This is a genomic window from Pseudomonas sp. FP215, assembly GCF_030687795.1.
Classification (GTDB): domain Bacteria; phylum Pseudomonadota; class Gammaproteobacteria; order Pseudomonadales; family Pseudomonadaceae; genus Aquipseudomonas; species Aquipseudomonas salmasensis.
Map to the genome: position 1 here is coordinate 709725 of NZ_CP117447.1, position 21354 is coordinate 731078.

The following is a 21354-nucleotide window of genomic DNA, read 5'->3' on the forward strand; positions in this document are numbered from 1 at the left end:
GTCAGCGGGTTCCGGTGCGTCTGTAGGTAACTTCTCATGGAACCTTTGCGCAGTTGATTGAGCTAGCAGCCTTTGCTGGCTGATCTACTACCGCCGTTTGATAGCGCAATTCCAAAGTGCGGGCTTGCTCGCGAAAGCGGTGTGTCAGTCGCTGGCTGTTTTGGCCGACACACTGCCTTCGCGAGCAAGCCCGCTCCCACATTGGATAGGTGGTGTTTAGAAAAGGGTGATTGCCTCTAGCAACGCTGGCACTGCCGTAAACTCTCGATCCACTGCTGCCAACACCGGCCGCTTCAACACCAACACCGGCACCCCCCGCTCACGCGCCACTTCCAGCTTCGGCTCGGTGGCGGTGCTGCCGCTGTTCTTGCTGATCAGCACATCAATCCGCAGTTCTTGGAATAACGCCCGCTCGTCCGCGATGAGGAACGGCCCGCGTGCGCCGATCACTTCACAGCGCTCATTGCCCGGATACACATCCAGCGCGCGCAAGGTCCAGAACTGCTCGGCGGGGATTTCGTCGAGGTGCTGCAAGGGTTCGCGACCCAAGGTGAACAGCGGGCGCTTGAAGGGTTTGAGCGCTTCGACCAACTCGGCCCAATCAGCGACCTCGCGCCAATCGTCCCCCGGCTGCGGCTGCCAGGCCGGGCGGCGCAATGCCCAGCAAGGCACATCGCTCAATCGCGCCGCGTGGGCCGCGTTTTGGCTGATCTGCGCTGCATACGGATGGGTGGCATCAAGGATCAGGCTGATACGTTCGTCACGAATAAACTGCGCTAACCCTTCAGCACCTCCGTAACCCCCGACGCGAACCTGGCAGGTGAGGTCGGTTGGCACACGGCCCACGCCGGCCAGGCTGTAGATATGCTGCGGCCCCAAGGTGCGGGCGATGGCCAGCGCTTCGGTGACGCCGCCCAGTAAAAGAATCCTTTTCATAACGGTTTGATCACTTCCAGCAACGTGATCGGCAGCGCCTGGCGCCAGGTATCGAACTCGCCTAATGGCTGGGCCTGGGCGACGTGGATGCGGGTCAGTTCGCCGCCATGTTGGGCGCGCCAGTTCATCAAGGTCATTTCGCTTTGCAGGGTCACGGCATTGGCAACCAGCCGACCACCGGGGCGCAGGTGTTGCCAGCAGGTGTCGAGCACGCCGTCGCGGGTGACACCGCCGCCGATAAAGATGGCGTCCGGTGTTTCCAGGCCGGTTAACGCCTCCGGCGCCTTGCCACGCACCAGTTGCAGGCCGGGCACGCCGAGGGCGTCGCGGTTGTGATCGATCAAGCCCTGGCGGCCGGTGTCGGCTTCAATCGCCAAGGCGCGACAGCTGGGATGGGTGCGCATCCATTCAATACCGATGGAGCCGCTGCCCGCGCCCACGTCCCATAACAGTTCGCCCGGCATGGGCGCGAGGCGGGCGAGGGTCATGGCGCGGACATCGCGCTTGGTCAGTTGGCCGTCGTGTTGGAAGGCCGAGTCCGGCAAGCCGGCAAGACGCGACAGGCGCGGTGCGTGGGAATCTGCCAGGCAGTCGATGGCGACCAGGTTCAAATCGGCAACCGCAGCCTGCTCCCACGTTTGCGCGTGCCCGTCGATACGCCGTTCAGCCGGGCCGCCCAAGTGTTCAAACACACGGATGCGGCTGGGGCCAAAACCGCGCTCGGCCAGTAGCGCGGCAATCAGGGCGGGGCTGCTGCCGTCATTGCTCAATACCAACAAGCGCACGCCACTGGCCAGGTGTGCGTTGATCGCTGCCAATGGCCGCGCCACCACGGACACTGTCACCACCTCCTGCAACGGCCAGCCCAAGCGTGCCGCCGCCAGGGATACCGACGAGGGCGCGGGCAAAATCGTCAACTCCTCAGCCGCCACGTGCCGGACCAGGCTGGCGCCGACGCCATAGAACATCGGGTCGCCACTGGCCAATACGCACACAGGCTCCCCACGCCGCGACAACGCCGGCTCCAGAGAAAACGGGCTCGGCCATAGCTGGCGCTCGCCACCCAGACACGGCGGCAGCAGGTCCAACTGGCGCTGAGCACCTATAATCCGCGTGGCGCGCAGCAAGGCATGCCGGGCATTCCTGCCCAGGCCTTTGAAGCCGTCTTCACCGATGCCTACAACCGTCAGCCAGGGCGACATATCAATTCCTTGAACGACATCCGACGGGCAGGCTTTTCATGCCGCCGGACAAAGCAGGCATAATACCGCGCCTTTACCCGTCAACCGGTAGCCCCGTGAACCCAACGCCCGCTGTGAATACCTTGCGCCCCTCGGCTTGTCCGGGGTTGCTGCGTATTGTCCAGGCGTTGGACGGCGGCATTTGCCGGGTCAAATTGGCGGGTGGCGCGATCACCGCCGCCCAGGCCCACGCCGTGGCAGACGCGGCCCAGGCCTATGCGGGCGGGGTGATTGAGGCGACCAACCGCGCCAACTTGCAGATTCGCGGCATCGGCGCCGAGCAGGAAGCGTTGATCGCCCGGCTGCTGGCGGCGGGCCTGGGGCCCAGCAACGCGGGCGGTGACGACGTGCGCAATCTGATGCTCAGCCCCAGCGCCGGCATCGACCCGCAGATGCTGTTCGACACCCGCCCGCTGGCCGCGCAGATCCTCGCCACCCTGGAAAACCATCCGCGTTTCCATCAACTGTCTGCCAAGTTCGCGGTGCAACTCGATGGCGGCGAAGACCTGGCGATGCTCGAACATCACCACGATCTGTGGTTGTCGGCCTTCGTACGCCATGGCGAAACCCTGCTCGCGTTCGGCCTGGCCGGCTGTCCGGGTCTGGATGCGCCCCTGGCCGCCGTGCCATTGAGCCAAGGGCTTGAGTTGGTAGTGGCCGTGCTGGAAGCCTTTCTGGACCTCGCCACCCCTGAGCAAACGCGCATGCGCCATTTGCCTGTGGATAACGTGTTGAGCCATTTGCGTGTGTCGTTGCTGCCAGTCGACCGCTTCACTCGCCCGCCCAGCGACGCGTCGCTGCAGGTGGGCACTTATCCACAAGCGCAAAAGAATCAGTTCTACGTCGCCGCCCTCGCGCCCTTGGGCCGTCTGGACCCAACGATGCTCAAGGGCGCCGCACAACTGGCCAGCGACTTTGGCGACGGCACCTTGCGCTTCACCCCCTGGCAAGGCGTGCTGGTGCCCAACGTCGAAAAGCCTCACGCCGTGACCGAACGCCTGGCGCAACTGGGCTTTATCTGCTCCCTCGGCCACCCGCTGGCGCGCATGATTGCCTGCACCGGCTCCAGTGGCTGCGCAAAAGGCCTGGCCGACACCAAGGCCGACGCCGTGCAACTGGCCGCTCTGCAACCGGGCGTTGAGGTGCATCTGTCCGGCTGCCCGCGCTCCTGCGCTGCCGCACACACCGCGCCCGTCACCTTGCTGGCGGTGGGCCCCGGCCACTACGACCTCTATTTTCGCGATGCAGCCCAGCCAGGTTTTGGCCGGCTGCACGCGCGCACTCTTTCCATTGAAGCGGCGGGCGCCCTGTTGCGCGCTCGTCCACGGAGCAACACCGATGATTGATTACATCCGCGACGGTCAGGAGATCTATCGCAACTCCTTCGCCATTATTCGCGCGGAAGCCAAGTTGGACCGCATCCCGGCTGACTTGGAAAAGCTCGCGGTGCGGGTGATTCATGCGTGCGGCATGGTCGAGGCCATCGACGGCCTGCAATTCTCCGAAGGGGCCGGCAAGGCTGGGCGTGACGCGTTGGCCGCTGGCGCGCCGATTCTGTGCGATGCGCGGATGGTGTCCGAAGGCGTGACCCGCGCACGCCTGCCGGCCAATAACCAGGTGATCTGCACCCTGCGCGACGACAGCGTGCCGGAGCTGGCGCGGGAGCTGGGCAACACCCGTTCCGCCGCCGCCCTTGAGCTGTGGCGCCCGCACCTGGAAGGCAGCGTGGTGGTGATCGGCAACGCGCCGACCGCGTTGTTCTACCTGTTGGAAATGCTCGACGCCGGCGCGCCGAAACCGGCGTTGATCCTCGGTTTTCCGGTGGGTTTTGTTGGCGCCGCTGAATCCAAGGCGATGCTCGCCGCTGACAGCCGTGGGGTGCCGTTCGTGATCATGCAAGGCCGCCTGGGCGGCAGCGCCATGGCGGCCGCCGCCGTCAATGCCCTGGCCACGGAGGTCGAATAATGCAGGTGCGCGGACGTTTGATCGGCCTGGGCGTCGGCCCCGGTGACCCCGAACTGATTACCCTCAAAGCTTTGCGCCTGCTGCGTGAATCGCCGGTGGTGGCGTACTTTGTGGCCAAGGGCAAGAAGGGCAATGCCTTCGGCATCATCGAGGACCACTTGGTACCGCAACAGACCCTGATGCCGCTGGTGTACCCGGTGACCACCGAAGTGCTGCCGGCGCCGCTGTCCTACGAGCAGGTGATCAGCGACTTCTACGACAACGCCAGCCTCGACGTGGCCGCGCACCTGGATGCAGGCCGTGACGTGGCGGTGATTTGCGAAGGTGACCCGTTCTTCTACGGCTCCTACATGTACCTGCATGACCGCCTGGCCGAGCGCTACGACGCCGAGGTGATTCCAGGCGTGTGCTCGATGCTCGGGGGCGCCTCGGTACTTGGCGCGCCGTTGGTGTATCGCAACCAGAGTTTGTCGGTGCTCTCCGGCGTATTGCCCCATGAGGAGCTCAAGCGCCGCCTGGCGGATGCCGATGCCGCCGTGATCATGAAGCTGGGGCGCAACTTTCCGAAGGTGCGCCAGGTGTTGGAGGAGTTGGGCCTGGCCGAGCGGGCGCTGTATGTGGAGCGCGCCACCATGGCCAACCAGAAGATCGTGCCGCTGGATCAGGTGGAACCGATGTCTTCGCCGTACTTCTCGCTGATCATCGTGCCCGGTGAACGGTGGCAAGGTTGATGACCCCGGCGATTGTGATTCTGGGCCAGGGCAGCCTGGCGACTGCGCGCACGCTCCAGCAGGTTTACCCCGGCGCGTTGATCCACGGCCTGGCCACACGGGTTGAAGGTGCAGACCGCAGCTACAGCGAATTCGGCGCGACCTTGCGTCAGCTTTATCAGCAGGGCACGCCACTGATTGCCCTGTGCGCCGCGGGCATTGTGATCCGCACCCTGGCGCCGTTGCTGCTGGAAAAGGGCGAAGAGCCCGCCGTGCTGGCCGTGGCCGAAGACGGCAGCGCCGTGGTGCCATTGCTCGGAGGCCTGGGCGGTGTGAATGTGATGGCACGGGATATCGCCGCGGCACTCGGCGTATCCGCGGCAATCACCACCAGTGGCGAGCTGCGTTTTGGCACCTGCTTGCTCAACCCGCCGGCGGGCTATCAATTGGCCGATATCGAGTTGGGCAAACGCTTTGTCTCCGACCTTCTGGCCGGCGAAAGCGTGCGTATCGAAGGTGCGGCGCCATGGCTGGAGGAGGCTAACCTGCCTCAGGATCAACAAGCGCGCCTGGCGATTCATGTAGGCAGTGCCGAGCGCACACCGGCAGCCAACGAGTTGCTGATTTACCCGCAGAATATCTACGTCACTTGCCGGCCGGGTGCGCAGTTGGCCGAGCGTGTGCGCACAGCGTTGCACGAGGCGGGTGTGGCCGTGCAGTCCCTGGCCTGCCTGCTGGCCAGCGACCTGCAGATGGCTGACGCGTCCTTGCATGAAGCCGCGTCGGCTCTGGGCGTACCGCTGCGTTTTGCCGCGCTGACACCCGTTGCGGATATCAGCATTACCGTGGCCGAACAGCCCTTGGACCTGACACAGGTGGGGCGCCCGCGCGGGCGTCTGGCGGTGATCGGCCTGGGCCCCGGCGCCGCTGAACTGATGGTGCCGGCGGTGAAGGCGGAACTGGCGCGTTGCACCGATGTTTTGGGGTATGAAACCTACGTGCGCATGGCCGGGCCGTTCCGGGACGACCAAGTGCAACACTGCACTGACAACCGCGAAGAAATGCAGCGCGCCCGCCACGCTTTCGAGTTGGCTGCGCAGGGGCGTTCGGTGGTGGTGGTGTCGTCCGGCGACCCTGGCGTATTCGCCATGGCTGCGGCAGTGATCGAAGCGCTGCACGAGTCCAGCGAGCCGGCCTGGCATCAGGTCGACCTGGAAATCCTGCCGGGGGTTTCCGCTTCGCTGGCCACCGCTGCCCAGGCGGGCGCGCCGCTGGGGCATGACTTCTGTGTGATGTCACTGTCGGATAACCTCAAGCCCTGGTCGATCATCGAAAAACGCCTGGACCTGGCTTCCCAGGCCGACCTGGCCTTGGCGTTCTACAACCCGATCTCGCGCTCCCGGCCTTGGCAACTGGGGCGTGCCCTGGAGATCGTCGCGCTGCATCGCACGCCACAGACGCCAGTGGTGCTGGGCCGCGACATCGGCCGCCCAGGCCAGACGCTGCGCGTCACCACCTTGGGGCAACTGACCCCCGAGCAGGTGGACATGCGCACCATGGTGCTGATCGGTTCATCCACCACCTGTGTGTTCCCGCGCGCCGGTGGGGGCGAGTGGGTGTACACGCCACGTTGGTATGGCGACAAACCCAACTCCTGAAAACAGCCCCGTTGGCTGCCGGAAAGCTCCGAATAACCCAGGGATTCCCCTGGCGTTGTTCGGGGCTTTTTCTTTTTTTTGCGATGAAAACCGCACACCTGCCCGCCGCGCCTTGTTATTGCTGGGCGCTGGTTTTGGGTGGGGCAGGCCAAGGGATGTTTGTCGCATGGAAAGCGAGCAGCTCCCTGGACTAGGGTGGAGACAAGCCCCATGTGGGGTGCTTGTGGAGAACAGAAAATGGAGCGACGTCACAGAAGGATCAACAGCAAAAAAAGGCGCAAGTTGATTGCCGCCTACAAATTGCCGGGCGCACCTGCACGGCAGGCCATTTGCGCGTTGGATCGCGAGGATGATTGCAACGCGGCCGTGGTCAACAACGGGGTGATTTCGTTTGCCGAAGGGTTATCGGCGTTGAACCGCGAATACGTGCGCAAAAGCTATTTGCTGGCCAGCAGTTATGTGAGCGATGTGCTGAACGTCCAGCGGGGCAGCGAGGCGTGGTACGAGGAATTTATCAAGGTCATGGTCAGCCTGGGCTGGCTGCCGCTGCGCAGTCGCTTTGAGCGGGTCTCGCGTGCGGGCAAGGGCCTGACCGTGCAACTGGCGGCGCTGAATATCATCGCCTCGATGCTGACGTCGACGGCGCTGTCCGGGCCGTTGCTCAGCGCATTGCCAGAACTGGCCGCCGATGCGCTGGACGCATTGAAGCGTCAGCCAGCGTCTTTCGAGCTGTTCAAGCGCAATTGCGCGGTGCGCGAGGGCGGCGATTTCGGCCTGGCCTCCTGCGCTGAAACAGACGGCGAATTGATCATGGTGCTGGTGACCTACAGCACCCATGGTGTGGATAAACAGGTGGGCCTGCCGTTCCTGGAGTGGGACAGCTCCTCGTTCGAGGCCTTCAGCGGGCAGACTTGCCTAGTGCTCAATACCTCGATGGTCAACGAGAAAACCATCCAGCTGATGCGTGAAAGCGCCGGTGACAAAGTCGAAATGGCGATCGCCAAATACCGGATCTAGGGCACCAGGTAGCCGCGTACCCCGGTAAAAATGATTTGCGCGGCCAGGGCGCAGACGAACAGGCCCATCAAGCGGCTGACAATCTGCAAGCCCTGGTCGCCGAGAATGCGTTCGATACGGTTGGACAGGTACAGCACCACGCCCACCGTCAGGCTGGCCAGGGCAATACTGAGGATGGCGGTGAGTTTGTCATCCCAGTGCGGTTGGCTGACGCCCATCACCAGCAAGGCGCCGATGGTGCCGGGGCCGACGGTGAGGGGGATGGTCAGCGGCACGATGGTCACGTCCTGCTGCACGTTGTCGGTCTGCACCGCCGACTTGCCCTGGGCCATGCCCAGGGCGGAGATAAACAACACGCTGCCGGCGCCGATGCGGAACGCGTCGACGGTAATGCCGAACACACTGAAAATCACCCGGCCAAACAGGTAGAGCAGCACGCTCGATACCAGGGTGGCCAGTGCGACTTTCCACGCCAGGCGCCGACGCTCCTTGCTGGAATAGCCACGGGTGAGGCTGATAAAGCAGGACAGCACAAAGAACGGGCTGTAGAGCACCAGCATCTTCAGGTACACGCTGAATAACACATGGAGCATGGGGGCGGCTCGCGGGCGGGGGAAGTGGGGAGGAGTCTATCTGACAGAGATCAAATGTGGGAGCTGGCTTGCCTGCGATAGCCATAGGTATCTACGCAACTTTGTGGGCAGTAGCAACAGACGGTAACCACGATGCGAAGCGAGCCGCTCTTGATCTTGCTCTTGATCTGCTTTTGATCTTAAGCGCCCCGTTAAACCACGCTGGCCGGAATTCGACAGGGATTTGGGGGGTAAACCGGCAGGGATGCCGGTTTAGCCGCCCCGCGCCATGGATGGCGCGTGGCGGCGGCCCCCCAAATCACTGGCGGATTACGGGCACACCGAGCCTAAGCGAGGTGCCGAGTGGTGGGGCAAGAGCGTTTTGCTTACTTTTGCGCTGTTCAAAAGTGAGCCGCCGTCAGGGCGGAACCCTAAGTGGCCGTTACCGCAGCAATGGATATGTACACAATCCAACTGTGTTGACTGCCAGGCCGCCTTCGCAGGCAAGCCAGCTCCCACAGTTTGATCGCGGGGCGGCAGGTAGATAAGTGTAGGCTGTCCGGCCGTTACGGGAGCAAGCTCCCTCGCCACAGGTTAGCGTCGTACCGAAGTTGTGTAGATACCTATGCTGCCATAGCGGTGGGTCAGTTAACACATCAGTGACTGATACATCGCTATCGCAGGCAAGCCAGCTCCCACAGGGGATGGTATTTCAGGTCAGGATGGGGCGTGTTCCGGGCGTTGTTGGCGCTGCGCCACCCAGTAGTCCACCAGCTCGCGCAGCTGCGACAGTTCCACCGGCTTGGCCATATGCCCGTCCATGCCTGCCTGGCGTGCGCGTTCTTTGTGTTCCGAGAGAATGTGCGCCGTGAGCGCTACCACCGGCGTGCGCACGCGTTGGTGGCTGACTTCCCACGCCCGCAGTTGCTGCGTGGCAGAGAAACCATCGAGGATCGGCATCTCGCAGTCCATCAATACCAGGTCATAGCGCTGGGCTTTCATCGCTTGCAGCGCTTCTTCGCCGTTGCTGGCGGTGTCCGGGTTGAGGTTGAGCTTGCCGAGCATGCCGCGAATCACTTTGGTGGAAATGCTGTTGTCTTCGGCCACCAGGATGCGGAAATCGCTGGGCACGGTGATGGCGGCCGGTGCGCTGGGGGCCGGGCGGGCCACGAGGGCACCTTTGCTGCGCTGGGTCAGCTCATCGGCCAGGGTGGTTTTGAGGGTATAGCCCGCCACCGGTTTGGCGAGGATGCGCTTGATCCCGCAGTTGCGCGCAATGATCTTGCTCGGCGCGTTACTGATGCCAGTGAGCATGATCAGCAGGATGTCGTGGTTCAGGCTCGGGTCTTCCTTGATCTTCGCCGCCAGTTGCATGCCGGTCATGCCGGGCATGTTCTGGTCCAGCAGCACCACATCGAAGTAATCACGCAGGTGCGCCTTGGTACGCAGCAGCGCCAGGGCCTCCTTGCCCGAAGGCGCGGCGCTGACGTTCAGACCCCAGGCCGTGCATTGCTGCACCAGCACTTTGCGGCAGGTGTCGTTGTCGTCCACCACCAGCACGCGGGCGTCCTTGAGCGGGCCGTCGAGGTCGCTGGTCGGGTGCTCCAGGCGTTCCGGGTCCAGCGGCAGGGTCAGCCACAGGGTGCTGCCCTGGTGACTGCCGCTCTTGACGCCGAACTCGCCGTTCATCAACAGGATCAGCTGGCGGGCGATGACCAGGCCCAGGTGGCCGCTCAAGCGCGTTGCGGAAAGGAAGTTCTTGCTGTGCAGTTCGCTGTGCAGCAGGGCGTCGCGTTCGGCGGCTTCCATGGGTACGCCGCTGTCTTGCACGGCAATACGCAGGCGCGGCTTGGTGCTGCGCTCATCCAGGGCGACAACGATCAGCACTTCGCCTTCATCGGTTTTGTGCAGGGCGTTTTCCAGAAGGCTCAGTAAAGCCTGGCGCAGTCGCGTCGGGTCACCGCTGATCACCCGTGGCACCTGGGGCTGGATGAAGCTGATCAGCTCGACATTCTGTTGCTCGGCCTTGGCGCGGAAGATACTCATGCAGTCGTCGATCAACGCATTGAGGTCGAACTGCACATCATCGAGTTCGATCTGGCCGGATTCGAGCTTGGAAATGTCGAGAATCTCGTTGATCAGGGTGAGCAACTCGTTACCGGCACTGTGGATGGTCTGCACATAGTCGCGTTGCTTCACCGACAACGGCGTACCCAGCAGCAACTCGGTCATGCCCAGCACACCGTTCATGGGGGTGCGAATTTCGTGGCTGATCTTCGCCAGGAACTCGGCCTTGGCGGCGATTTCGGCGTTGCTGGCCGCCAGGTCGCGGCTGAGGCTGAAGCGGGTCTCGACAATGGCGCGCTGGCGCTCGCCGAGGGCCAGGCTCATCAGCAGGCCACTGAGGCAGATAAAGCTCAGCAGGGTGACGATCAGGCCTTGTGGCGCCACCAGTGTGAGGCCGAGCAGGGCGGGCAGGATGATCAGCGTGCCGATGTTGAACACCACCATGGCCGCCACGAACAAGCGCGCCGGGCGGTAGCCTTTTTGCCAGTGATAGGCCGAGACAAACAGCATGCTCAGGCCCGCCAGCGCGACCAGGGCATAGGTGATGATGTTCAACGGCAAGGTATTGACGAACAACAGCAACAGGCCGCACAGGATGATCAGCAGGATGTCAGCCATCAACACTTTGTTCAGCGGATGCGGGCCCAGGGGCATGAAGAAGCGGTAGGCAAACATCAGCCCGCAGGGCGCGGTCAGCAGCAGGGCCAGGTAGGCACCAGGGGTCTGGATCGCGTGCCAGTTCGGCAGCCACGGCCCCACCAGGTTGAGTAGCAGCGCCAGGCTGAGCATCAACAGGAACTCGCACGCGGCCAGCCACAGGCTGCTGCGCGAGCGGTGGTAGGCGAAGCGCGTGAGGTTGTGCAGGATCAGCATCGACAGCACGCCGAACAGCAAGCCGTAGATCAGCGTCTGGTTCTGGTTGGCAGCGGCCAGGACCGCAGGTTCCAGGGTGATATAAGGGCGCAGTTCGTGTTCCGAGACCAGCCGCAGGTACACCTCCAGAGGCTGTTGGCTCTGGGGCATCGGTAACATGAAGTCGCTGCTGGGCAACGGACGCTCAGCCTGGGGTTGGCGAGTGCCGGTGATCTGTTGCTCCACCAGGGTGTCGCCGTCCAGCACGTACAGGCTCAGGCTGGACAGGTCCGGGGCGAACACCCGCAGCACTTGTTCGTGCTTGCCGGGCTGCAACTTGAAACGCACCCACAACGCACCGTCCGGCTGCGCGGCAGTGATCCGGTCCAGTTCGATGGGGCTGAATTGATTGGTATAGCGGGCGGAACGGATGTCGCTCAGTTGCAGGTCGGCCTGTTCATCAAGCAATACCGCCCAGCCACTGCCTTGCGCGGCGGCCTGGGCCGGTAGCAAGCAGAGCAAAGTCAGCAGACTGATTGTGAAACCTATGGCGATCCTGAGCCAGCGCACGGCGAAATCCCTTCGGTAGTTGGATGCACGGGTTAACTATGCGCGGGGCGACAGGGTACGGCAAGGGCCAAAGGCCCTTACCTAACCGAACGGATAGCTACTGCAAGTGTAGCTGCTCAGTTGTTCTCGCCGCGTTCGCGGGCAATGGCACGATAGCCAATGTCGGTGCGGTAGAAGCAGCCCTTCCAGTCGATTTTTGCCGCCAGTTTGTAAGCCTGTTGTTGCGCGGCATCGACACTGGCACCCATCGCGGTGGCGCACAATACGCGGCCACCGGCGGTTACAACTTTGCCGTCCTTGAGCGCGGTGCCGGCATGGAACACCTTGCCTTCCAGCGCAGCGGCCGCGTCGAGGCCTTCGATCACATCGCCCTTGGCGTAGTCGGCAGGGTAGCCACCGGCCGCCAGCACGATGCCAACGCTCGGGCGTGGGTCCCATTGCGCTTCGACCTTGTCCAGGGCCTGGGCGAGGGCGGCTTCCACCAGCAGCACCAGGCTCGATTGCAGGCGCAGCATCACCGGTTGGGTTTCCGGATCGCCGAAACGGCAGTTGAACTCGATGACTTTCGGGTTACCGGCTTTGTCGATCATCAGGCCGGCGTAAAGGAAACCGGTGTACACGTTGCCTTCATCGGCCATGCCACGCACGGTTGGCCAGATCACCAGGTCCATGACGCGCTGGTGCACGTCGGCGGTCACCACCGGCGCCGGGGAGTAGGCACCCATGCCACCGGTGTTCGGGCCGCTGTCGCCGTTGCCGACGCGCTTGTGGTCCTGGCTGGTGGCCATCGGCAATACGTTCTTGCCGTCGACCATCACGATAAAGCTGGCTTCTTCGCCGTCGAGGAATTCCTCGATGACCACGCGCGAACCAGCGTCACCAAAAGCATTGCCGGCGAGCATGTCGCGCACGGCGTCTTCGGCTTCCTGCAAGGTCATGGCGACGATCACGCCTTTGCCGGCAGCCAGGCCATCGGCCTTGATCACGATCGGTGCGCCTTTCTCACGCAGGTAAGCCAGGGCCGGCTCGATCTCGGTGAAGTTCTGGTAATCGGCCGTCGGGATCTTGTGGCGAGCCAGGAAGTCCTTGGTGAAGGCTTTCGAGCCTTCCAGCTGGGCGGCGCCAGCGGTAGGGCCGAAGCAATCCAGGCCGCGGCTGCGGAACAGATCCACGACGCCTGCTACCAGTGGCACTTCCGGGCCGACGATGGTCAGGGAAACATTCTTCTCGGCAAAATCTGCCAGCTGCTCCAGGGCCAGCACGTCGATGGCGACGTTTTCGCACTTGGCTTCGATGGCGGTGCCGGCGTTGCCGGGGGCCACGAAGACTTTCTGCACGCGTGGGTCCTGGGCTACTTTCCAGGCCAGGGCGTGTTCACGGCCACCGCTGCCAATGATCAAAACATTCATTTCAAAAACCTCTGAGAAACGCTGTGCTTCATCTGTAGGAGCGAGCTTGCTCGCGAAGGTCGCTAACGATGACGAGGGTAAATTGACACCCCGTGGCGTTCTTGAGTTTTTCGCGAGCAAGCTCGCTCCTACAGTAGAGAAGCGGTGCTGTTTAGTGGCGGAAGTGGCGCATGCCGGTGAAGACCATCGCAATGCCAGCTTCATCAGCGGCGGCGATGACTTCTGCATCACGCATCGAACCACCCGGTTGGATCACGGCGGTCACGCCGGCTTTCGCGGCGTTGTCCAGGCCGTCACGGAACGGGAAGAACGCATCGGATGCCATCACCGAACCCACCACCTGCAAACCGGCGTGTTCTGCCTTGATCGCGGCGATACGTGCCGAGTTCACGCGGCTCATCTGGCCAGCGCCGACACCGATGGTCTGGCGGTTCTTGGCGTAGACGATGGCGTTGGACTTGACGTACTTGGCCACTTTCCAGGCGAAGATCAGGTCGTTGATCTCTTGCTCGGTCGGCGCGCGCTTGGTCACGACTTTCAGGTCCTGGCTGCCGATCATGCCAATGTCGCGGCTCTGTACCAGCAGGCCGCCATTGACGCGCTTGTAGTCCCAGGCGGCGGCGCGGTCTGCCGACCACTCGCCACAGGCCAGCAGGCGCACGTTGGCTTTGGCGGCGACGATGGCGCGGGCTTCTTCGCTGACGCTTGGGGCGATGATCACTTCGACGAACTGGCGCTCGACGATGGCCTTGGCGGTCTCGGCATCCAGTTCGCGGTTGAAGGCGATGATGCCGCCGAATGCGGATTCGGTGTCGGTGGCGTAGGCCAGTTCGTACGCCTGGCGGATACCGCCTTCAGCGTCCGGGCTGACGGCCACGCCACACGGGTTGGCGTGCTTGACGATCACGCAGGCCGGCTTGACGAAGCTCTTCACACATTCCAGCGCAGCGTCAGTGTCGGCCACGTTGTTGTAGGAGAGTTCTTTGCCTTGCAACTGAGTGGCGGTGGCGATGCCCACTTCGGCCGGCTTGGCTTCCACGTAGAACGCCGCGCTCTGGTGCGGGTTCTCGCCGTAGCGCATTTCCTGGGCCTTGATGAACTGGCTGTTGAAGGTGCGCGGGAACTGGCTGCGGCCTTCTGTGCTCAAGGTGTCCGCAGCTTGATTCACGGTGCCCATGTAGTTGGCGATCATGCCGTCATAGGCGGCGGTGTGTTCGAACGCCTTGAGCATCAGGTCGAAGCGCTGGGCGTAGGTCAGGCCACCGGCCTTGAGGTTTTCCAGGACGCTGGCGTAGTCGCTGGCATTGACCACGATGGCCACGTCTTTATGGTTCTTGGCCGCCGAGCGCACCATGGTCGGGCCGCCGATATCGATGTTTTCGATGGCGGTCGGCAGGTCGCAACCTGGCTTGTTGATGGTGGCTTCGAACGGGTAGAGGTTAACGGCCACCAGGTCGATCGGCTTGATGCCGTGCTCGGTCATGATGGCGTCGTCGATACCGCGACGGCCGAGGATGCCGCCGTGGATTTTCGGGTGCAGGGTCTTGACGCGACCGTCCATCATTTCTGCGAAACCGGTGTAGTCCGCGACTTCTACTGCGGCCACGCCGTTGTCCTGCAGCAGTTTGAAGGTCCCGCCCGTGGAGAGGATTTCCACACCCAGGGCTTCCAGCTCCCGGGAAAATTCGAGGATCCCGGTCTTGTCGGAAACACTGATCAAGGCGCGGCGGATCGGCAGGCGGGTGGTCTGGTCGGTCATCTCAATTTCCATCAAAAGCAAAGGAAGTCAGCAAAAAAGGCGACCGGTTTTACGCGGGCGCCTTTCTGGTTTGATTGAATGCTTACAGCAAATCGTACTGCTTGAGCTTTTTGCGCAAGGTGCCACGGTTGAGGCCCAGCAGCTCACTGGCTTTGGTCTGGTTGCCCTTGACGTAGTTCATCACGCTTTCGAGCAAGGGCGCCTCGACTTCGGAGAGCACCAGGTTGTACACATCCGTGACGGAAGCGCCCTCAAGGTGGGCGAAATAATTGTGCAGCGCCTTCTCGACACTCCCGCGAAGGGTCTGGCCTTCTTCGCTCGGCGTGTTGAGGTGCTGTTTCAAATTGACGTTGTCGCTCACGGGTGTTGTTCCACTCACTAAAGTCTCGGTCATCATCGTCATGCGGCCACCCCTTCTCCATCCCCTGTTCCCAGGCTCTTGTCGCGTCCGGCGAAGAACTCACGAACGGTGGCGACCTGTGCCTGCGTTTCATCCAAACGATTGAACTGAGCGCGGAATTCCTTGGCGCCCGGCAAGGTGGCGAGATACCAGCCGACATGCTTGCGAGCAATGCGTACTCCCATCACGTCCCCATAGAAGGCGTGCAGGGCGGCCAGATGCTCTAGCAGAATACGTTCCACCTCGACCAACTCTGGTGCCGGCAAGACTTCACCGGTACGCAGGAAATGCTCGATTTCACGAAAAATCCACGGCCGCCCCTGGGCGGCCCGGCCAATCAACAAGCCATCGGCACCGGTCGCGTGCAGCACGCGCCGGGCTTTCTCGGCACTGTCGATGTCGCCATTGGCAAAGACGGGCATCGACACGGCCTGCTTGATCGCGGCAATGGTGTCGTACTCGGCTTCACCGGTATAAAGGTCGGCGCGGGTGCGGCCATGCACCGCCAGCGCTGTAATACCTGCCTGTTCAGCGATCTTCGCCACCGTCAGGCCATTCTTGTTGTCCCGGTCCCAACCGGTACGAATCTTCAGGGTCACCGGCACATCCACTGCGCCGACAACGGCCTGCAGGATCTCGGCGACCAACTGCTCATCTTTCAACAGTGCGGAACCGGCGGCCTTGTTGCAAACCTTCTTGGCCGGGCAGCCCATGTTGATATCGATGATCTGTGCACCCAGCTCCACGTTGGCCCGGGCTGCATCCGCCAGCATCTGCGCATCGCCACCGGCGATCTGCACCGAGCGTGGCTCGGGATCACCTTCGTGGATCATGCGCATCCGCGACTTGCGGGTGTTCCACAAACTCATGTCGCTGGTAACCATTTCAGAGACTACTAGACCCGCGCCCAAACGCTTGCACAGCTGACGAAAGGGCTGGTCGGTGACACCCGCCATCGGGGCGAGGATCAAGCCGTTTTGCAATGTGTATGGGCCGATGCGTACCGCCGACATAGGACTTCCCTGTTGTGGGGCCGGATCATTAGAGTTCGAAAAAGGGTTGGCATGATACCCGCTCTCGATGACTGGTTAAAGGCTGAATTGGATAAAATCTGAACAGTTACTTTTTTATCGCCATCGGTTTGGTCGACGGCGGCCAAGTCAATAATCCGCCGTCAAACCTCGGTGGGCACGCCGTTTCACTCGGGCGAATGGAAGCTCAGGCTGTAATTCACGGCTTTGTTGCCGGGGTCGAGGATGTCCAGAGAGATGTGGATCGGCGTCTGCGAGGGCATTTCGCTCACACCGGCCAACTCGCCGCTCAGGTATTCGGCGGGCTTGAAGCGACGACTGGCAATCAGGCTGCCGTTCAAATCCGCAAAGCGTAGCTCCAGCAGCGGGAAGGGCTGGGAGAAGGTCGCGCGGTTATAGAGGATGGCATCCACCACCAGCGCCCCGGCGAATTCGGGGTGGCTGCGCACCACCAGATTGCTGCTCTTTATATGGCTAATGTCGACCCGCGATGGCACGGTGCACCCCAGTTTCGGGCATAGCGCCTGGAACCAGGGACGGTAGGCGTCCTGGCGGGCCAGGTCGTCGAATTGGTAGGCGATGTACTGGCCGGCCAGGCCTGCGGCGGCGAGTACTACCAACAGTATCCAGACCAGACGGCGGCCCCAGCCTGACGGACGCTTCTGCGCATACAGGTGCAGGGGGTCGTCTTCCAGGTCCTGGAGCAGTTCGTCGTGTACGCCGGCTTCTGTTCGTGCGCGCTTGCGTCGTGGCTGCGCGCGGTCTTCGGGTTCCGGCTCGTCGAGGGTGGGCGTCAGCGGCGGGTCGAGGTCTTCATCCTCGGCGGTGGTGTGCAGAGCCGGTTCGTCATCGAGGTCGTCGGTGTGGGCCGACATGGACGGTTCGGTGCGCTGTTTGGACGCAGGCGCCTTGGCCGGCTCGGGCTCTTGCTCTGGTGCCTGGGCGCGCTCTTCGGGTGGCTCACTGAACAGGCTGGCCGCCCATTTTTCTTCCTCGGCCTTGACCGTATCGCGGCTGGCGCTGAAGGACTCTTCCTTTTGCCGACGGTCGGCGCCTGGCTGGCGACGCTCGGCGCCCACGGCCTGGGTGTGCTGGATCTCGCGACGTTCCAGCCTGGCCAGTTCCTTGTCCAGGTTATCCAGGTCCAGCTCTTCGGCCGTCCACTGTTTCTGGCTGATGGCCCGCGGTGGTTCGGGAGGCGTTTCGCCAGTCGGTTCGACGGCCGGCTCGGCGGTGTTCGGCACTTCAGGCTCCGGCGCAGACGCCTGGGCCCGTTGCTCCAGCAACTGGCGTGCGGCGTTGAACACTTGCAGGCACGAGCCGCAACGCACCACGCCGCGGGCCACGCTCAATTGAGCGTGGTTGACGCGAAAGCGCGATTGGCAATGTGGGCACTGGGTGACGAAACTGTCGGTCATGCGGCCATCCGATTCAGGCAAGCGCTCATTCTAGCGCCGACGACCGCTGATGCGTACCCAGCCATCACGGTTGGCGATCGGGTCCAGCTCGAAGTCCTTGGCGTAGGCCGCAGCCACGTCTTCACCTTGCTCGGCGAGGATGCCCGACAGCGCCAGGCGCCCGCCCGGCTTGACCAGGCTCGACAGTTGCGGCGCCAGCGACACCAGTGGTCCGGCGAGGATATTGGCGACCAGTACGTCGGCCTGAACCTGGGGCAGATCTTCAGGCAGGTAGAGTGGGAATTTGCCTTCGGCAATGTTGTTGCGCCCGGCGTTATCGCGGGAGGCTTCCAGGGCCTGCACGTCGATATCGGTGCCCACGGCCTCCTTGGCGCCCAGCAGCAGGGCGGCGATGGCCAGGATCCCCGAGCCGCAGCCGAAGTCCAGTACGTTGCTGTCGGTCAGGTCCTGGCCGTCCAGCCATTCCAGGCACAGGGCGGTGGTAGGGTGGGTGCCGGTGCCGAACGCCAGGCCCGGGTCCAGCAGCAGGTTCACCGCGTCTGGCTCGGGAGCGGCGTGCCAGCTTGGCACGATCCACAGGCGCTGGCCGAAGCGCATGGGCTGGAAGTTATCCATCCAGCTGCGTTCCCAGTCCTGGTCTTCGATGACTTCGCTGTGATGCTCGGGCAGCGGGCCGCCGGTGAGCAGTTCCATATGGGCCAGCACGGCAGCGGCGTCGGTGCCGTCTTCGAACAGGGCGAGCAAGTGAGTGTGGGACCACAGCGGCGTGGTGTTGAGTTCTGGTTCGAAGATCGGCTGGTCTTCGGCGTCCATGAAGGTCACCGACACGGCGCCCACTTCGAGGAACGCGTCTTCGTAGGTTTCGGCTTGTTCTGGGCTGATGGCGAGACGGACTTGCAGCCAAGGCATGGCGGGCACCTTTGAAAAAAATGAATGTGCGGCGGGCAGGCCGCGAAAGCGCGCAAGTTTACGCGAGCAGCGGGCAGAAGACGACACCACTGACTGCACCCGGTCAAAATGTGGTGCTTGTGTGGGAGCCGGGCTTGCCCGCGATGCAGGCACCTCGGTTTTTCTGCCAGACCGAGGCGATGCCATCGCAGGCAAGCCAGCTCCCACACAAGCCAGCTCCCACAGGGTTTCGGTGGCCCAGAAACAACAAAACCGCCCGAAGGCGGTTTTGTTGGGTGGAGCACTTACTGGTTGGCCAGCTTGTGTTCCAGGTAGTGAATGTTCACACCACCTTCGCAGAAGCCTTCATCACGAACCAGGTCCCGATGCAGCGGGATGTTGGTCTTGATGCCGTCTACCACGATTTCGTCCAGGGCGTTGCGCATACGGGCCATGGCCTCGTCGCGGGTGGCGCCCCAGGTGATCAGCTTGCCGATCAGTGAGTCGTAGTTGGACGGAACCTTGTAGCCGCTGTACAGGTGCGAATCCACACGTACGCCGTTGCCGCCGGGCGCGTGGAAATGCTTGACCAGGCCAGGGCTTGGGATAAAGGTTTTCGGGTCTTCGGCGTTGATGCGGCACTCCAGGGAGTGGCCGTGCATCTTCACGTCGTCCTGGGTAAAGGACAGCACGTTACCGGCGGCGATGCTCAGCATCTCCTTGACGATGTCGATACCGGTGACCATCTCCGAAACCGGGTGCTCTACCTGCACGCGAGTGTTCATCTCGATGAAGTAGAAGCGGCCGTTCTCGTAGAGGAACTCGAAGGTACCGGCGCCACGGTAGTTGATGTCGATGCACGCCTTGACGCAGCGTGCCAGGACTTCCTGGCGGGCTTTCTCGTCCAGGCCCGGAGCCGGGGCTTCTTCCAATACCTTCTGGTGACGACGTTGCAGCGAGCAATCGCGGTCGCCCAGGTGGATGGCGTGGCCCTGGCCGTCGGACAGTACCTGGACTTCCACGTGACGTGGGTTGGTCAGGTACTTCTCCAGGTAGACCATCGGGTTGCCGAACCAGGCGCCCGCTTCGGAGCGGGTCTGCTTGGCGGCTTCGATCAGGTCTTCTTCCTTGTGCACCACGCGCATGCCGCGACCACCACCGCCACCGGCGGCCTTGATGATCACCGGGTAGCCGACTTCGCGACCAATGCGCAGAGCGGTTTCTTCGTCTTCAGGCAGCGGGCCGTCGGAGCCTGGAACGGTTGGCACGCCGGCCGCGATCATGGCGTCCTTGGCCGAGACCTTGTCGCCCATCAGGCGAATGGTTTCGGCTTTGGGGCCGATGAAGGCAAACCCGGATTTTTCCACCTGTTCGGCAAAATCGGCGTTTTCCGCGAGGAAGCCGTAGCCTGGGTGGATGCCATCAGCGCCGGTCACTTCTGCCGCCGCGATGATGTTCGAGACTTTCAGGTACGAGTTCGTGGCCAGTGGCGGGCCGATGCAGATGCTTTCGTCCGCCAGTTTCACGTGCATCAATTCGGTATCGGCCGTCGAGTAAACAGCGACGGTCTTGATGCCCTCTTCCTTACAGGCGCGCAGGATACGCAGCGCGATCTCGCCGCGGTTGGCGATCAGGACTTTTTGCAGTTTCTTCGCAGGTTTCAACATCGAAGGCGCTCCGCGGTTCAAACGATGGTGAACAGCGGCTGGTCGTACTCAACCGGCTGACCGTTTTCTACCAGGATGGATTCAATGACGCCGGCTTTTTCCGCGGTGATGTGGTTCATCATTTTCATCGCTTCAACGATGCAGATGGTGTCGCCCACTTTCACGGTCTTGCCCACTTCAACGAAGGCTGGCGAGGTCGGTGCCGGGGTGCGGTAGAACGTACCGACCATTGGCGACTTGACCACGAAACCATTCAGCGCAGGCGCGGCTGGGGCGGCAGGTGCAGCGGCGGCGGCAGGTGCGGCAGCCGGTGCAGCAGCGGCTGGAGCCGGCGCTTGCATCTGTGGCGCGTAGAACTGTTGGGCCGGGGTCTTGCTATGACGGCTGATCCGTACGGACTCTTCGCCTTCCTTGATTTCCAGCTCGTCGATACCGGATTCTTCCAGCAGTTCGATCAGTTTCTTAACTTTACGGATATCCATGAATCATCAACTCCCAAGGGTCGGTCAGGGGCGTTTAGCCTGTTCTTCAATGTGTTCCAGGGCGGCCTCCAGGGCCAGTCGGTAACCGCTGGCGCCAAGGCCGCAGATCACTCCTACCGCTACGTCGGAGAAGTAAGAGTGATGGCGGAAAGCTTCGCGTTTGTGCACGTTCGATAAATGCACTTCGATGAATGGGATGCTCACCGCCAGCAACGCGTCACGTAATGCAACGCTTGTGTGCGTAAAAGCGGCGGGATTGATCAGAATAAAGTCCACACCTTCGCCACGCGCGGCATGGATGCGATCAATCAATTCATACTCGGCATTGCTTTGCAGGTAGAGCAAATGGTGGCCGGCTTCACGTGCCCGTCGTTCCAGGTCGAGGTTGATCTGATCGAGGGTTACTGCCCCGTAGACGCCCGGTTCACGGGTGCCGAGCAGGTTCAGGTTGGGTCCGTGAAGAACCAGTAAGGTCGCCATTGGCTGTTCCTTGTTATTGGTGTGGGTGCGTCAGAACCCGGCGACTATGCCGCAAAGCCTTTGTGACTGTCCAGTTCTATGCAGTAGCCGGCACGATTAGCGAGGATTGCGCAAAATTTGTGACCAAGAGCCTGCGTTCGGTCAGTGTGGGAGCTGGCTTGCCTGCGATGACGGTGTATCAGTGGGGGATGAGTTGGCTGATCCACCGCTATCGCAGGCAAGCCAGCTCCCA

The 21354-nt window shown here is 62.5% G+C and carries 18 protein-coding genes; 5 read left to right on the plus strand and 13 right to left on the minus strand.

What is annotated here, in order from left to right; translation table 11 throughout:
• Window positions 1-216: 216 nt before the first annotated feature.
• Together PSH76_RS03035 and cbiE are read right to left on the minus strand one after the other, a co-directional pair.
• Entirely contained in the window at window positions 217-936 is a 720-nt protein-coding gene (locus PSH76_RS03035) for a cobalt-precorrin-6A reductase (RefSeq protein WP_305493575.1), read from the minus strand.
• A complete protein-coding gene (gene cbiE / locus PSH76_RS03040) occupies window positions 933-2138 on the minus strand; it encodes a precorrin-6y C5,15-methyltransferase (decarboxylating) subunit CbiE (RefSeq protein WP_305493576.1) in 1206 nt (401 codons plus the stop codon). The genes PSH76_RS03035 and cbiE overlap by 4 nt, the downstream gene beginning before the upstream one ends.
• Before the next feature lie 38 nt (window positions 2139-2176).
• On the opposite strand from cbiE, the gene cobG reads away from it, so the two are divergent.
• From cobG to PSH76_RS03065, 5 genes are all read left to right on the plus strand, one after another.
• On the plus strand, window positions 2177-3523 hold the full coding sequence (gene cobG, locus PSH76_RS03045) for a precorrin-3B synthase (protein WP_305493577.1): 1347 nt from the start codon (window positions 2177-2179) through the stop codon (window positions 3521-3523).
• On the plus strand, window positions 3516-4142 hold the full coding sequence (locus PSH76_RS03050) for a precorrin-8X methylmutase (protein ID WP_003188162.1): 627 nt from the start codon (window positions 3516-3518) through the stop codon (window positions 4140-4142). Before cobG ends, PSH76_RS03050 begins: the two co-directional genes overlap by 8 nt.
• Complete coding sequence (locus tag PSH76_RS03055) at window positions 4142-4873, plus strand: precorrin-2 C(20)-methyltransferase (RefSeq protein ID WP_138763150.1); 732 nt, start codon at window positions 4142-4144, stop codon at window positions 4871-4873. The genes PSH76_RS03050 and PSH76_RS03055 overlap by 1 nt, the downstream gene beginning before the upstream one ends.
• On the plus strand, window positions 4873-6510 hold the full coding sequence (cobJ, locus tag PSH76_RS03060; RefSeq protein WP_305493578.1) for a precorrin-3B C(17)-methyltransferase: 1638 nt from the start codon (window positions 4873-4875) through the stop codon (window positions 6508-6510). Before PSH76_RS03055 ends, cobJ begins: the two co-directional genes overlap by 1 nt.
• 237 nt (window positions 6511-6747) lie before the next feature.
• A complete protein-coding gene (locus tag PSH76_RS03065; RefSeq protein ID WP_305493579.1) occupies window positions 6748-7527 on the plus strand; it encodes a hypothetical protein in 780 nt (259 codons plus the stop codon).
• Here PSH76_RS03065 and PSH76_RS03070 read toward each other — a convergent pair.
• From PSH76_RS03070 to aroQ, 11 genes are all read right to left on the minus strand, one after another.
• Window positions 7524-8120 (minus strand): MarC family protein, encoded by a 597-nt coding sequence (locus tag PSH76_RS03070; RefSeq protein ID WP_003171467.1) that lies wholly within the window; start codon window positions 8118-8120, stop codon window positions 7524-7526. The genes PSH76_RS03065 and PSH76_RS03070 overlap by 4 nt on opposite strands.
• 696 nt (window positions 8121-8816) lie before the next feature.
• The gene (locus tag PSH76_RS03075; protein ID WP_305493580.1) at window positions 8817-11588 is read right to left on the minus strand and encodes a hybrid sensor histidine kinase/response regulator; all 2772 of its coding nucleotides are present in this window, start codon (window positions 11586-11588) and stop codon (window positions 8817-8819) included.
• Between the two features lie 116 nt (window positions 11589-11704).
• Complete coding sequence (gene purD / locus PSH76_RS03080) at window positions 11705-12997, minus strand: phosphoribosylamine--glycine ligase (protein WP_014716727.1); 1293 nt, start codon at window positions 12995-12997, stop codon at window positions 11705-11707.
• 151 nt (window positions 12998-13148) lie between these two features.
• The gene (purH, locus tag PSH76_RS03085) at window positions 13149-14756 is read right to left on the minus strand and encodes a bifunctional phosphoribosylaminoimidazolecarboxamide formyltransferase/IMP cyclohydrolase (protein ID WP_305493581.1); all 1608 of its coding nucleotides are present in this window, start codon (window positions 14754-14756) and stop codon (window positions 13149-13151) included.
• Window positions 14757-14838: 82 nt separating this feature from the next.
• The gene (gene fis / locus PSH76_RS03090; protein ID WP_002555375.1) at window positions 14839-15159 is read right to left on the minus strand and encodes a DNA-binding transcriptional regulator Fis; all 321 of its coding nucleotides are present in this window, start codon (window positions 15157-15159) and stop codon (window positions 14839-14841) included.
• Window positions 15156-16169, minus strand: a complete 1014-nt coding sequence (gene dusB, locus PSH76_RS03095) for a tRNA dihydrouridine synthase DusB (RefSeq protein ID WP_034126416.1) — start codon at window positions 16167-16169, stop codon at window positions 15156-15158. Before dusB ends, fis begins: the two co-directional genes overlap by 4 nt.
• 185 nt (window positions 16170-16354) lie before the next feature.
• Window positions 16355-17605 carry a DUF3426 domain-containing protein gene (locus PSH76_RS03100; RefSeq protein ID WP_305493582.1) on the minus strand — a complete coding sequence of 417 codons (1251 nt, stop codon included), beginning with the start codon at window positions 17603-17605 and terminating at the stop codon, window positions 16355-16357.
• Between the two features lie 30 nt (window positions 17606-17635).
• The gene (gene prmA / locus PSH76_RS03105; RefSeq protein ID WP_034134793.1) at window positions 17636-18514 is read right to left on the minus strand and encodes a 50S ribosomal protein L11 methyltransferase; all 879 of its coding nucleotides are present in this window, start codon (window positions 18512-18514) and stop codon (window positions 17636-17638) included.
• Window positions 18515-18798: 284 nt separating this feature from the next.
• Window positions 18799-20160 carry an acetyl-CoA carboxylase biotin carboxylase subunit gene (gene accC, locus PSH76_RS03110; protein ID WP_003188188.1) on the minus strand — a complete coding sequence of 454 codons (1362 nt, stop codon included), beginning with the start codon at window positions 20158-20160 and terminating at the stop codon, window positions 18799-18801.
• Between the two features lie 17 nt (window positions 20161-20177).
• Window positions 20178-20642 (minus strand): acetyl-CoA carboxylase biotin carboxyl carrier protein, encoded by a 465-nt coding sequence (gene accB, locus PSH76_RS03115; protein WP_003188191.1) that lies wholly within the window; start codon window positions 20640-20642, stop codon window positions 20178-20180.
• Between the two features lie 24 nt (window positions 20643-20666).
• Window positions 20667-21122, minus strand: a complete 456-nt coding sequence (gene aroQ / locus PSH76_RS03120) for a type II 3-dehydroquinate dehydratase (protein WP_014716732.1) — start codon at window positions 21120-21122, stop codon at window positions 20667-20669.
• Window positions 21123-21354 lie beyond the last annotated feature (232 nt).

Excerpts from the sequence above, each read along its gene's own strand:
- PSH76_RS03035 (WP_305493575.1), bottom strand. The coding sequence starts at position 936 with ATGAAAAGGATTCTTTTACTGGGCGGCGTCACCGAAGCGCTGGCCATC.
- cbiE (WP_305493576.1), bottom strand. The coding sequence starts at position 2,138 with ATGTCGCCCTGGCTGACGGTTGTAGGCATCGGTGAAGACGGCTTCAAA.
- cobG (WP_305493577.1), top strand. The coding sequence starts at position 2,177 with ATGCCGCCGGACAAAGCAGGCATAATACCGCGCCTTTACCCGTCAACC.
- PSH76_RS03050 (WP_003188162.1), top strand. The coding sequence starts at position 3,516 with ATGATTGATTACATCCGCGACGGTCAGGAGATCTATCGCAACTCCTTC.
- PSH76_RS03055 (WP_138763150.1), top strand. The coding sequence starts at position 4,142 with ATGCAGGTGCGCGGACGTTTGATCGGCCTGGGCGTCGGCCCCGGTGAC.
- cobJ (WP_305493578.1), top strand. The coding sequence starts at position 4,873 with ATGACCCCGGCGATTGTGATTCTGGGCCAGGGCAGCCTGGCGACTGCG.
- PSH76_RS03065 (WP_305493579.1), top strand. The coding sequence starts at position 6,748 with ATGGAGCGACGTCACAGAAGGATCAACAGCAAAAAAAGGCGCAAGTTG.
- PSH76_RS03070 (WP_003171467.1), bottom strand. The coding sequence starts at position 8,120 with ATGCTCCATGTGTTATTCAGCGTGTACCTGAAGATGCTGGTGCTCTAC.
- purD (WP_014716727.1), bottom strand. The coding sequence starts at position 12,997 with ATGAATGTTTTGATCATTGGCAGCGGTGGCCGTGAACACGCCCTGGCC.
- purH (WP_305493581.1), bottom strand. The coding sequence starts at position 14,756 with ATGACCGACCAGACCACCCGCCTGCCGATCCGCCGCGCCTTGATCAGT.
- fis (WP_002555375.1), bottom strand. The coding sequence starts at position 15,159 with ATGACGATGATGACCGAGACTTTAGTGAGTGGAACAACACCCGTGAGC.
- dusB (WP_034126416.1), bottom strand. The coding sequence starts at position 16,169 with ATGTCGGCGGTACGCATCGGCCCATACACATTGCAAAACGGCTTGATC.
- PSH76_RS03100 (WP_305493582.1), bottom strand. The coding sequence starts at position 17,605 with ATGACCGACAGTTTCGTCACCCAGTGCCCACATTGCCAATCGCGCTTT.
- prmA (WP_034134793.1), bottom strand. The coding sequence starts at position 18,514 with ATGCCTTGGCTGCAAGTCCGTCTCGCCATCAGCCCAGAACAAGCCGAA.
- accC (WP_003188188.1), bottom strand. The coding sequence starts at position 20,160 with ATGTTGAAACCTGCGAAGAAACTGCAAAAAGTCCTGATCGCCAACCGC.
- accB (WP_003188191.1), bottom strand. The coding sequence starts at position 20,642 with ATGGATATCCGTAAAGTTAAGAAACTGATCGAACTGCTGGAAGAATCC.
- aroQ (WP_014716732.1), bottom strand. The coding sequence starts at position 21,122 with ATGGCGACCTTACTGGTTCTTCACGGACCCAACCTGAACCTGCTCGGC.